Source organism: Bacillus nakamurai (assembly GCF_001584325.1).
Taxonomy (GTDB): Bacteria; Bacillota; Bacilli; order Bacillales; family Bacillaceae; genus Bacillus; species Bacillus nakamurai.
In genome coordinates this window covers 33,126-44,797 of the sequence record NZ_LSAZ01000003.1, presented here as the reverse complement: position 1 = coordinate 44,797, position 11,672 = coordinate 33,126, and the positions used below count along the sequence as shown (strand labels likewise).

10 protein-coding genes, 7 tRNA genes and 5 pseudogenes are annotated in these 11,672 nt (G+C 37.5%); 9 read left to right on the top strand and 13 right to left on the bottom strand.

What is annotated here, in order from left to right; all coding sequences use genetic code 11:
* Positions 1 to 398: 398 nt before the first annotated feature.
* Positions 399 to 497: pseudogene (locus AXI59_RS20690) on the bottom strand (amino-acid racemase); the annotation flags it as partial.
* An 18-nt stretch (positions 498 to 515) separates the two neighbouring features.
* Here AXI59_RS20690 and AXI59_RS20685 point away from each other — a divergent pair.
* Complete coding sequence (locus AXI59_RS20685) at positions 516 to 773, top strand: helix-turn-helix domain-containing protein (RefSeq protein WP_338022770.1); 258 nt, start codon at positions 516 to 518, stop codon at positions 771 to 773.
* Positions 774 to 1,005: 232 nt separating this feature from the next.
* A pseudogene (locus AXI59_RS20225) lies at positions 1,006 to 1,083 on the top strand (peptidase); the annotation flags it as partial.
* 261 nt (positions 1,084 to 1,344) lie between these two features.
* Here the strand turns inward: AXI59_RS20225 and AXI59_RS01930 are convergent.
* Positions 1,345 to 1,818, bottom strand: a complete 474-nt coding sequence (locus AXI59_RS01930) for a MarR family winged helix-turn-helix transcriptional regulator (RefSeq protein ID WP_061527234.1) — start codon at positions 1,816 to 1,818, stop codon at positions 1,345 to 1,347.
* Between the two features lie 150 nt (positions 1,819 to 1,968).
* Between AXI59_RS01930 and AXI59_RS01925 the strand changes: the two genes are divergently transcribed.
* The 5 genes and pseudogenes from AXI59_RS01925 to AXI59_RS19015 all read left to right on the top strand — a co-directional run.
* Complete coding sequence (locus AXI59_RS01925; RefSeq protein WP_061527233.1) at positions 1,969 to 2,553, top strand: DUF3238 domain-containing protein; 585 nt, start codon at positions 1,969 to 1,971, stop codon at positions 2,551 to 2,553.
* Between the two features lie 142 nt (positions 2,554 to 2,695).
* Entirely contained in the window at positions 2,696 to 3,280 is a 585-nt protein-coding gene (locus AXI59_RS01920; protein ID WP_061520173.1) for a DUF3238 domain-containing protein, read from the top strand.
* A 71-nt stretch (positions 3,281 to 3,351) separates the two neighbouring features.
* On the top strand, positions 3,352 to 3,978 hold the full coding sequence (locus tag AXI59_RS01915) for an FMN-dependent NADH-azoreductase (protein ID WP_061527232.1): 627 nt from the start codon (positions 3,352 to 3,354) through the stop codon (positions 3,976 to 3,978).
* A gap of 644 nt (positions 3,979 to 4,622) precedes the next feature.
* Positions 4,623 to 4,829 carry an ImmA/IrrE family metallo-endopeptidase gene (locus AXI59_RS19020; protein ID WP_082791698.1) on the top strand — a complete coding sequence of 69 codons (207 nt, stop codon included), beginning with the start codon at positions 4,623 to 4,625 and terminating at the stop codon, positions 4,827 to 4,829.
* A gap of 36 nt (positions 4,830 to 4,865) precedes the next feature.
* Positions 4,866 to 5,021: pseudogene (locus tag AXI59_RS19015) on the top strand (DUF255 domain-containing protein); the annotation flags it as partial.
* Positions 5,022 to 5,551: 530 nt separating this feature from the next.
* On the opposite strand, the gene AXI59_RS01910 reads toward AXI59_RS19015, so the two are convergent.
* Both AXI59_RS01910 and AXI59_RS01905 read right to left on the bottom strand, forming a co-directional pair.
* Positions 5,552 to 6,868 (bottom strand): DUF3238 domain-containing protein, encoded by a 1,317-nt coding sequence (locus tag AXI59_RS01910; RefSeq protein WP_061527231.1) that lies wholly within the window; start codon positions 6,866 to 6,868, stop codon positions 5,552 to 5,554.
* Between the two features lie 675 nt (positions 6,869 to 7,543).
* Positions 7,544 to 7,732 (bottom strand): annotated as a pseudogene (locus AXI59_RS01905) (tetratricopeptide repeat protein); the annotation flags it as partial.
* Between the two features lie 20 nt (positions 7,733 to 7,752).
* Between AXI59_RS01905 and AXI59_RS19620 the strand changes: the two are divergent.
* A pseudogene (locus tag AXI59_RS19620) lies at positions 7,753 to 7,871 on the top strand (tyrosine-type recombinase/integrase); the annotation flags it as partial.
* Between the two features lie 85 nt (positions 7,872 to 7,956).
* Here the strand turns inward: AXI59_RS19620 and AXI59_RS01900 are convergent.
* The 8 genes from AXI59_RS01900 to AXI59_RS01865 all read right to left on the bottom strand — a co-directional run bounded on the left by AXI59_RS01900 (position 7,957) and on the right by AXI59_RS01865 (position 9,235).
* Positions 7,957 to 8,040, bottom strand: a tRNA-Leu gene (locus AXI59_RS01900).
* Between the two features lie 63 nt (positions 8,041 to 8,103).
* Positions 8,104 to 8,185 (bottom strand) — tRNA-Leu (locus AXI59_RS01895).
* 9 nt (positions 8,186 to 8,194) lie between these two features.
* Positions 8,195 to 8,270: transfer RNA gene (locus tag AXI59_RS01890), tRNA-Lys, on the bottom strand.
* Between the two features lie 31 nt (positions 8,271 to 8,301).
* Positions 8,302 to 8,376, bottom strand: a tRNA-Gln gene (locus AXI59_RS01885).
* An 11-nt stretch (positions 8,377 to 8,387) separates the two neighbouring features.
* Positions 8,388 to 8,462: transfer RNA gene (locus AXI59_RS01880), tRNA-Glu, on the bottom strand.
* Positions 8,463 to 8,482: 20 nt separating this feature from the next.
* Positions 8,483 to 8,573 (bottom strand) — tRNA-Ser (locus AXI59_RS01875).
* Positions 8,574 to 8,576: 3 nt separating this feature from the next.
* A tRNA-Asn gene (locus AXI59_RS01870) sits at positions 8,577 to 8,651 on the bottom strand.
* Positions 8,652 to 8,785: 134 nt separating this feature from the next.
* Positions 8,786 to 9,235 (bottom strand): SprT family protein, encoded by a 450-nt coding sequence (locus AXI59_RS01865; protein WP_061520140.1) that lies wholly within the window; start codon positions 9,233 to 9,235, stop codon positions 8,786 to 8,788.
* Positions 9,236 to 9,333: 98 nt separating this feature from the next.
* On the opposite strand from AXI59_RS01865, the gene cmpA reads away from it, so the two are divergent.
* Complete coding sequence (gene cmpA / locus AXI59_RS19615; RefSeq protein ID WP_003156164.1) at positions 9,334 to 9,447, top strand: cortex morphogenetic protein CmpA; 114 nt, start codon at positions 9,334 to 9,336, stop codon at positions 9,445 to 9,447.
* A 9-nt stretch (positions 9,448 to 9,456) separates the two neighbouring features.
* Here the strand turns inward: cmpA and AXI59_RS01860 are convergent, their stop codons facing one another.
* Entirely contained in the window at positions 9,457 to 11,616 is a 2,160-nt protein-coding gene (locus AXI59_RS01860) for a Tex family protein (protein WP_061520139.1), read from the bottom strand.
* Between the last annotated feature and the right edge of the window lie 56 nt (positions 11,617 to 11,672).

Here is an 11,672-nt window from a genome sequence, read left to right as displayed (position 1 = left end):
GTTTCTTGGCATTTCCTATGTTATCAGCGGCACTTTTGCTTTATCATCTTTTTTCAAATAAAACGAGCTCTGACATAATGTTTAATAGCTTGTCATTTATGATGAACAACGAATCGTCTTTTTCATTTAAAGTTAAACCAAATTTTTTCTGGATCATGATCGGATTGTTTATCTGCATATTCATCTTAACAACTATAATCTCCTTTCTTTATCAGAGAAAGAAGCGACACACATAAAAATCGGCTATCTTGATATTATCCCCTCTAAGTAGACAGTGTAAAAAACCACTTTTCAGAAGTGGCTGTTACATACTTGAGGGGATTTTTTAAGGCACGCAAAGGACAAAAATTCACCACTATAAAAAAATTCAAGGTGAAAGGAGTCAATGTATGAGGATGGTGTAAAAAATCATAACCTTCTCTCATTAAGGTTTCTTGAAATAATCCAGATTGAACCGTTGGATAGGTGGCTAAAAGAGCTACTTTTTTTGAGCCTTTTAAAACAACGTAACGTTGATGTCAATATTATATATCAACTTTTCGTTAACTAAAATGAAAAAATCAACTCATAGTGGTATTATTCTTTTCATAATCAACTTTTCGTGGAGTGAAAACAATATGACATTAGGTCAAAGATTAAAAATATGTAGAGAAAACTTAGGTTGGAATCAACAACAAGCTGCTAATAAAATCGGAATATCCAAAAACACATTATCTAATTATGAAAGAGATTTACAGAGACCCCGATACGTCTACTTTGAAAAAAATCAGTGACGTCTACGATGTAACAACAGATTACTTATTAGGAAAAGAACAAGTGAACCAAAACAAAGAATCTAATGACAATAATCTGCTTAACAAAACAATTAATGAAGCCATCCTGGAATTAAAGGATGAAGATACACTCCTTTTTATGAATAACGGTGAATTTGATGAAGAAACTGCTTTATTAATTAAGAAAGCACTAAAAAATGGAATTAAATTCATAGACGAGTTAAAAAAGAAATGTTCAAGTGTCTTGAAAGATAAACTTGAACATCAGGCAAATCTATTTGCGGCAGAAATAATATTATCGGACAAAATTTCTTAATAGTTGAAGACAATATTGAAACGGACTGCATTCTCTTTTATGCAAACCCTTCTGATACTCCTAGAGTCCTCTGTATTCAAGAATCGCGCCCTTTAATGGAACAACGAAAATAGAACCACCAATGCAATTTAGCTTGTTTTTCTTGAACTAACGCTCCCGTACAATTCTTCACAAACCTTGCTGCTAATTATAATTACAGGATTGCTGTACTGTTAGTACGAATTTAAACACGATTAAAAGTTCCCACCTTTATAATTACCAGACAGGTCTTAACCTCGATGATAGTTTACCCTCATTTTCTTCAAAAACTAATTTTGATAAATCTTCTTTTAGCATTTGCATTCGTTCAGCACCTATGTTTTCAATCCAACGTTGCTCAATCTCAGTTAGTATTTTCTCTTTCGCTTGTACTACTAACCAACCTTGTTCGGTCAAAACAATAATTTTCCCTCTCTTATCAGTGGGATGAGTTTTGCGCATTACATAACCACTTTTCTCAAGATAATCTACCATTTTACTCACAGCTTGCTTTGTAATTCCTAAATATTCGGCTAGTTCTATACCTGTTGCTCCATTAGGAGTGATACATTTGAACATAAAACCATGTACAGGCCTAATATCTCCAAATCCCAATTCACTTAATTTGTCATGGAGTTCATTAATCGATGCACTAAAAGATAATGACAAAAGTGATGTAAGATCTAATTCACTAAATACTTGATGATTCATACATAAAACCTCCATAAACAAAGTCAATTAAGTTGACTACATTTGAATCTTATTGTACTATACGAAATATAGTCAATCAAATTGACTATATTCCAATTATAAAAGGAATAAGATTTACCGAAATAAACTAACAAATTATGGAGGTTTTTCATGGCTAACATCGTTAAAATTAGAGGAAGTGTATTTGCACCGTATGCATGGTTGGAACCTATTAAAGATCCTGCAACAGAAAAGATATTCGAATACACTGGTGATGCACGTGAATTTACACCATACGCTGTAAACACCATGCGGTCAAGATTAGAGCAAGAAGTGATTATTGACTTTTATAAAAAAGAAATTTTCTCATACGAAAATGCTTGTATCGTAACTGTAAAAATTACAAATCCAGATGGGTCTATTGATTATAAAAAAGGAAAAGCAGGTACAGAAAACATTGAATGTACTAATGTTGTGTGGAGCTCTGATGAAGTTTCTTTTGAAATGAGAGCAAGTGCTAGTAATCCATTAAATACCGCAGCACCTGCAGCTGACTATGTATTAACTATAAACGTTAACAAAAATGGGGTTACACATATTGATGGTTCCCATGATGGGTTCCCTTGCTATGAATTTTATAAACAAACAGATTTTGATCCTTTTGAATTAATATATACACATGATTTCAGAAAAACTGGTGACACTCCAGCAGCGCTAGCTGGGGAAATGGAATACAGTTTTAAAGCGACAATCTAGATATAAATACTAAATAGAAGTTTACAAGCAGCAAATATTAAAGGAAAAGCAATTATTTATACGAAAGAAATTGCGATCTGTTTTGCTCAATAGGTCAATATTATTATCCAAAGTAAAATTAAAGATCATAGAGGTGTGTCTCATGACTAATATCGTTAAAGTTAGAGCAAGTGTATTTATTCCAATATCTTGGACTGAACCTAAGAAGGATACTCAAACAGGAAACGTGATTCAATTCGAAGGTGACTCACGTGAATTTACACCATATGCTGTAAACGCTATGCGTTCCAGAATTGAACAAGAAGTAGTTGTAGATTTTTATAAAAAAGAAATCTTCACATATGCGAATACTGGCATAACAACAGAAAGAATCACAACTCCTGATGGTTCCGTTATTAAAAGAACAGGAAAAGCTAGTACGGAAGGTATTTTGTGCACTGATGTTGTATGGAGGTCAGATGACGTCAAATTTCAAATGAGTGCTAGTGCTAGCAACCCATTAAATATATATGCACCTCCCGTTGATTATCTATTAACTGTACATGTCAAAAAAGATGGTACTGTCGATATTCAAGGTGCACATGACGGATTCCCTTGTTATGAATTTTATAAGCAAGTAAACTTTGGTCCGTTTGAGAAGATTCATACACATGACTTCAGAGAAACTGGTGATACTGCTGAAGCTCTAGGTGGAGACATGGAATATAGTTTTAAAAAGGTATTGTAAAGACAATAGGATTCCCTTTTTAGTGAATAAATATATAACAACATAAGAGTGAGTAACAGGAGGAAAAGAGAATGACAACAGTTTTATTTGTAAAAGCAAACAATCGCCCCGCAAACCAAGCAGTGAGTGTGAAATTATATGAGGCTTTTTTAACAAGCTATAAAGAATCACATCCAAATGATACAGTGGTAGAACTTGATTTATATAAGGAAGAATTGCCATATGTAGGAGTAGATATGATTAACGGTACATTTAAGGCTAGTAGAGGACTTGATTTAACAGCAGAAGAAGCAAAAGCAGTTGCTGTTGCTGATAAATATTTAGATCAATTCCTTGCAGCTGATAAAGTTGTGTTTGGATTCCCATTATGGAACTTAACAATTCCAGCTGTACTACACACATATATTGATTATTTAAACCGAGCAGGTAAAACATTTAAATATACACCAGAAGGTTCAGTGGGTCTTATTGGAAATAAGAAAATTGCAATATTAAACGCAAGTGGCGGTGTATATTCTGAAGGACCAAAAGCTGAAGTAGAAATGGCTGTTAAATATGTAGCAAGTATGATGAGCTTCTTCGGTGTAAAAGATATAGAGAAAATAGTGATTGAAGGTCACAATCAATTCCCAGATAAAGCAGAAGAAATTATTGCCACAGGGCTTGAAAAGGCTGTTAAAGTAGCAAATACGTTCTAATTAGCAAAACACTTTTCATATGGCAGTACCAACACTTTTACACCAGTGGTACTGCTTTTTTATTCGCATATCTCGCTACTGGGTAGTAAGAACCCAATTGATGCGAGCTTTTCATTCTCAACTTATTGAACCGATAGAAAGAAGGATTACATTACAATGGAACATTTATGGACAAAAAACTATATAAATTTGATTTCCTTATTGCTAATCTGCGCTGTTTGCTTAAGTACAAAACTTCACAATCTCTTTTAAACTTTAACATAGATATCCAATTTTCTTTAAAGGTGTTATTCCATAACTGGCCCGATTGCGGAATAGAGTAACTGGAGCCAAGGACGCATTGGATTAGAAACAGTCTTCAAAGAACTACATAAACTTCAAACCATAAAAGATTTGCAATTACCTTATGATATATTTAGCGATATATCACCAAAGATTTTAAAGAAATACAGAAAGCGTACGGCAACCAAGGATATTCGTGAACTGCGCAGGCATCCACCCCAGATTCGCTACACACTTTTATCTTCCTTCTTTTGGCTTCGAAGAGCAGAAATTACAGACGGTCTGATTGAGCTGCTTATACAAATTATCCACCGCATAAATGTTAGGGCTGAGCGTAAAGTGGATAAAGAATTGATACATAGTTGGAAATACAAGCCAATGCCTTTGCAACTGAATTACTTTTACCCGACCACGTCATTTCCAACGAATTACCAAACTTGCAAAATTGGACATTAAAACAAATCGCCTCATTCTTTCAGCTCCCCTTATTTGTAGTAGAGTATAAAATGGAGCACATGAACCTTTTATCATGCCAAGGACAACAGGAATTCACAAAGTTTGCTTGGTGAATCAAGTCAAAATCTAAAAAGAAGGAAGGTGATCCCATGCCAAATAAAAAAGTACCCAATAGTTTAATCACTGAGAAGTCACCGTACTTACTCCAACATGCTTATAATCCCGTGGATTGGTATCCGTGGTGCGATGAAGCATTTGAAAAGGCGAAAAGAGAGAATAAGCCTGTTCTCTTATCTATTGGGTACGGGTAGCTTAGCGAACATGTCATTGATGTCATGTCATGGATACGTCTAGAGAGATAAAAAAACCTTAGCAAAAATAAAAGAAGATAATAGTTCTGTATCTTCTGTTCGAGTCCCTCAACATTGTGAATCCGTATCATTGGTTATGAAAGCTTATTTTCATTATACTCTTAACTGTCATTTTCTATATTTTCTATTTATTTTCATGAATTATGGTTAAAAAATGGTGTCCCGATTTGTATCTGTTTAGATAATTAAACAGAAGTGACACTGGTTTACATGGCTGCTTATTCTACAAGAAGAAAAGCTTGCTTGTTATGACCTCACTGAAAATTTAGCACATGCTTGAAAAGCAGTCATTATTCTTTTCTGAATTTTTTTTCAAGGAGTCAAATAGAATACCAATTACTGATATAAATCATTATAAAAGCCCTTAAAACAAATACAGGACATGTCCCTTACGAATAACTTTTGAAGAAGGATACTCTTTTTAGGGTAGAGTAGGCATAGCCTACTCTTAAAATTTGTTTATATTAGTTTATCCAATTGAAATAAATCTTTGTTTGAGAGTATGTAGGGAAGAGATATTTAAATCCTTTATTTTTATCTTGAATAATGATTAAAGCTTCTGCAGCTGTATTTGGTATATAGGCGTACATCTCATGAGAAGGAGCCTTATCATGATTACCTGTTATTTGAAAACTTCCATTTTTATGAACTGATGCAACATAATCATAGTCGATAGCTGGTGGAGATACTAATCCATAAATTTTAAATGGAATACCTACATGGTGATTAACTTTAACTGAAATATAATCCTTGTTGTTTTTTTCTATCACTTTCGAAGTAATATCTTTTGAAGAAGCCGTTGCTTTGTCAACAGTTCCATCTTTGTTAAGCCTATGAGTTTGCCCTACACTCTTAGATAAACTATGTGATGTTCCCGAACCAAAAGTGGTTGTTAGAATCGTACGTGTTCTATATTTGTTGGAAGTAAAATCAAATCCCCTATTATCACCTTTGAATTTATAAGTTACTCCTGGAGCCGGAGGTGTTGCAGTTTTATCAGGAATAAAAGTCATGTATTTAAAAGCATACTTTTTTGTTGCTGCTAGTGCAGAAAACTCTTTAACATTTTTTAGACTCATATTACCAGACAATGTTGTTGCAGAACGACCCAGTTGAAATTTATTATAAAATAAATCTTCTTCCATTTCCTTGGTTATTTTTTCTCCGGCCTTTTTATAAGTCTGTTTGATTTCTTTTATTTTATCATCAGACAATTTTTGTTTGCCGACTAAGTTATAACTGTAAGTTTTGTTTGATTTAACATCACTATCAATATATGTATGGTCATCTTTAAATTCACTTACAAGTTTTCCATCTCTATATAACTCGATTATGTGATCATCATCAGGTAATGAGCTGTCCCATCTTAATTCAACGCGATCATTATAAGCTATAGCATTAAGGGATATTGGATGAAGTTTATTATTATTTTCACTTGAAATAGACAAACTTGAAAATGCACTGGGATTTTTTGTAATCACTTTAACATCTGCAGTACTATGTTTAAGACTTTTATCTTTAGCAGCAATGATATAATGATATTGAGTACCACTTTTCAGTTTTTTATCTACAAACTGTTTTTCTGATCCATTATAAATTAATTTACCGTCTTTAAATATTTCATATTCTTTAGACGCGCCACTCCATGTTAACTTAACAGTGTCACTTGTTACCCGATAATCAGTTCCTTTTACTCCATATTTCTCTTCAGCATGAACTACACTAAGCCCTAATAAAAAGTACAATGGTATAAGAAAGGAAATAACCTTCTTAATATACACAGAATCACTCCTTAGTAAAATTATTTAATATATGTAATTATAAGGATATTATATTTCATGAAAATAATCAAGAGTTATATACTATTGAAATAGTATCCCAAAAATGTTTAAATCATATAATAGGCAGGTGAAAAAATGAAAAAGTTCTTATATAAACATCTCATTTTAACTTTGATTTCTTCAGTCTTATTTTTGTTTGTTTATTATTTGGCATTAAGAACTACACCGGAAAGTATCCCTATAATATCTTATCAGTATTATCTCGCTATTTACTTTTACATATTATTTGGATATTTAACGATTGGCCTTATCTTATCTTTCATCACAGATAAATTAGGTGAGATATGGAGATTCAAGAAATACTCTTTAATAATATTAAAACTATTAATTTACTTGCTGTTACCATATGCTATCTCTCACTCTCTCTTTGTTTTAATAGCACCTTTGATTTATTTGTTATTCGAAAGTTTATTATTTATAATAAGAAAAAAAACAACTTATTAACAAATGAAGAATTTTTATAAATAAAAAACATACCAATTCTTTGGTATGTTTTTTCTCTTACGATCATGTTTGATTTTCTCACTTCACTTCTAAGCACCTACTCTGTCATCAGCAACATGAAAAGGAGCTTTGATAACAGGGCCATCATTTGTTAAAATCACTCCTACTATGCTACCCAATAAAATCACTGTAAACAAAGTCCGGCTGATCTTCATTAATAATCTCCCCTTTTTTTATTTTTCGTCTCGCTTCAATACTCAGTCGATAATATTCATTGGAACGCGTTAAATCCCCTTTACCATAAAAATAATCCGCTACTCTGATTGCAAAATTTTCAATGTCTCCGAACATTCTCAGAGACACCGATTTAAAACCAATTAGATTACATTACAATAAAGGGACGCTTAGGACATGCTTCAGTGAGAACAACGATTAACGTATACGGACATTTATATCCAAACAAAAAGAAATGGCAGATAAATTAGATAACTCACTTTAAGTTAGTGGACACTTTTGGTCACAAAACATCTTTTTTCGAAAGACACAAAAAATACCAAGGTACTCAAAACCCTTGGTATCATTGATGCGGCCGAGAGGACTTGAACCTCCACGGGTTATTCACCCACTAGGCCCTCAACCTAGCGCGTCTGCCATTCCGCCACGACCGCGTGACTATGAAATTGTTTTTCCACTAGGCATGTAAGCTAGTGATAAACACTTTAAAAATAAAGTGCGGGTGAAGGGACTCGAACCCCCACGTCGTAAGACACTAGATCCTAAGTCTAGCGCGTCTGCCAATTCCGCCACACCCGCGTAAACAAATGGTGAGCCATGAAGGACTCGAACCTTCGACCCTCTGATTAAAAGTCAGATGCTCTACCAACTGAGCTAATGGCTCGCTCTATAAAAGTGATTCTTTAAAAATAAAATGGCTGGGCTAGCTGGATTCGAACCAACGCATGACGGAGTCAAAGTCCGTTGCCTTACCGCTTGGCTATAGCCCAACGAAGGTAAATGGTGACCCGTACGGGATTCGAACCCGTGTTACCGCCGTGAAAGGGCGGTGTCTTAACCGCTTGACCAACGGGCCCGTCTGGTTGAGAACTTATCTGGCGGAGAAGGAGGGATTTGAACCCTCGCGCCGCTTACACGACCTACACCCTTAGCAGGGGCGCCTCTTCAGCCACTTGAGTACTTCTCCATATGGCTCCACAGGCAGGATTCGAACCTGCGACCGATCGGTTAACAGCCGATAGCTCTACCACTGAGCTACTGTGGAATAATCAGACTTTCTTTATTATAAATGATGCGACATATAGTGTCAAGAAGCAACATTTATTTTTTAAGAAAGCATCGTTGTCTCTCAACGACTTTTATAATTTAACACAGATCAGAGAATTGAGTCAAGCCTTTTTACAAAATTCTTTTGATTTTTCCTCTGCACTTTCCGCAGGCATATCTTTCCGGATTCATTGCCCGCTTCTTTATATACTGTTGGCCGCAGGCCGTGCATCTATACATATATGTTTTCTTTTGTGCTTTTTTTGTTTGGAGCGGCGTGCAGAATCTCGGCGCCCCGACTTTCTGAAGCAGTTCTCTGAAGTCTTTGTCCCTGTGCTTGTACCCTTTTCCTTCAAGATGAAGATGATAATGGCAGAGTTCGTGTTTGATGATGCCTTCCAACTCTCTTTGGCCGTGTTCAAGCAAGTATTTCCGATTCAATTCAATGTTATGGGAAGACAGCAGGTATCTGCCTCCCGTCGTTTTCAGCCGGTCATTAAACAAGGCCCGGTGGCGAAATGGTTTTTCGAAATAAACGGCAGAGATGTCCTCTGTCAGCTTTTGAAGTTGTTCGTTATCCATTGTGCACCTCGCTTTAAAAACTTTGAACGGGACAATTCACCGTTCGCATACAATGTGTTAAAACTGCCCTCTTACTAAAAGCTGAGGAGGAATGAGCCATGCCGAATTGGCTGATGAAACAAATGCAAAAAGCGTTTTTAGAAAAAGATAATTATCAAATTAAGCTTTTGAACCAATGCTGGTATTTTTATAGAAAAAAACACTGCTCGTAAGCAGTGCTTTTATTTTACCATAGACAGTGACACTCTGCCTTTTTGCACGTCTGCCCCTTCCACCCATACGGTGACGATGTCTCCGACCGATACGACGTCGAGAGGGTGTTTGACGAATTGATTGCTCAGTTTCGATATATGCACAAGCCCGTCTTGTTTAACGCCGATATCGACGAATGCGCCGAAGTCTACAACGTTGCGGACGGTGCCTTGCAATTCCATTCCTTCCTTTAAATCCTCAAGCTGAAGGACGTCTTTTTTCAGTAAAGGCTTCGGCACTTCATCGCGCGGATCGCGCTCAGGCCTTGTCAGCTGCCCGCAAATATCTGCCAGCGTGATTTCCCCTATTCCCAGCTCTTGTGCCGTTTCAGACAGCGGCAGCTTGCTGATCTTCTCTTTTACGTCCGCGCTTCCGATTTGGTCAGTTGTGAGCTTGAGTTTTTTGAGCAAGTCCTTTGTTTCTTTATAGCTTTCCGGGTGAATGCCGGTACGGTCGAGCGGTTCTTTTCCGTCAGGCACCCTTAAAAAGCCGATACATTGCTCATACGTTTTCGCGCCGAGGCGCGGGATGTCTTTCAGCTCTTTGCGATTTGTAAATTTTCCGAGCTCCTCCCGTTTTTTGACGATGTTTCCGGCAACGGTCTTAGATAATCCAGCTACATATTGAAGCAGCGCGGCTGATGCGGTATTGACGTTTACGCCGACTTGGTTGACGACGGTTTCAACGACAAAACGGAGTGATTCGTTTAATTGCTTTTGGCTGACGTCATGCTGATATTGGCCGACACCGACTGATTTCGGATCAATTTTGACGAGTTCGGCCAGCGGGTCCTGCAATCTCCGCGCGATTGAGACGGCGCTGCGCTCTTCAACCTGAAAATCAGGGAATTCTTCCCGCGCCAGCTCTGACGCAGAATAGACACTTGCGCCGGCCTCATTGACGATCACATAATAAATGTCCCGCTCCGTTTCCTTTAATAAATCAACCGTAAATTGTTCCGTCTCTCTGGATGCCGTACCGTTTCCGATCGCCACGACCTCGACTTCGTACTTCTCCAAAATGTTTTTCACTTTTTCCCGCGCTTCCGCTGTCTTTTTCACGGGAGCGTGCGGGTAGATGACGTCGATTTTCAGCACCTTTCCCGTTTCGTCGACGACGGCTAATTTGCAGCCTGTGCGGAAAGCCGGATCGATGCCGAGCACAACCTTTCCCTTCATCGGCGGCTGCAGCAGGAGCTTGCGCAGGTTTTCAGCAAAAATATGGATCGCCTGTGCGTCCGCTTTTTCTGACAGCTCTTTGCGGATGTCACGCTCAATGGCCGGCTGAATCAGGCGTTTGTACGCGTCGTCAATGGCTTCTTTCAGCGTTTCCCTGACTGGTGTATCGCGGTGTTTGATGATTTGCTTTTCTAAATAGGCCTTGATTTGATCGGCGGGCGGTTCGATCCCAATCTTTAAGATGCCTTCTTTTTCACCCCGGTTCATCGCAAGCACTCTGTGAGGCACGACTTTTTGAATCGGCTCTTCATATTCATAATACATCTCGTATACGTTCTTCTCGTCTTCCCCGGCTGATTTTCCTGCCGCAGATGTGAGGATTCCTTTTTTAAAGGTTTCTTGGCGTATCCATTTTCTGAAATGAGGATCGTCCGAAATTTGTTCGGCTATAATGTGCTTCGCGCCTTCGATGGCTTCTTCTCTTGAAGCCACCTCTTTTTCTGCACTTATATATTGATCAGCCGTCTCGTGAAGGCGGTTATCTTTTGGCAGGGAAAGAATATATTCGGCAAGCGGTTCAAGCCCTTTGCTTTTGGCGACGGTCGCTTTTGTTTTCCGTTTTTGTTTGAAGGGGCGGTACAAATCCTCGACTTCCTGAAGCTTAACGGCCTGTTCGATTTTTTGCTTCAGCTCGTCTGTCAGCTTGTCCTGCTCGGCGATCAATCTGATCACTTCTTCTTTCCGCTGGCTCAGGTTTTGAATGTATTGCCAGCGCTCAGAGATCGTCTGAATCTGCACCTCGTCCATTGAACCTGTCTGTTCTTTTCGATATCGTGCGATAAACGGGACGGTGTTGCCGTCTTCAAGCAGGCGGATTACACTTTCGACGTTTTTTTGTGATAAAGCTGTTTCTGCAGCAATTTGTTTTTTCAAAAGGGCTAACGTTTCCATATCACCAAAGCCTCCATCTCTTCATTCTTCCTCTAGTGTATCAAAAAACGGCTGAA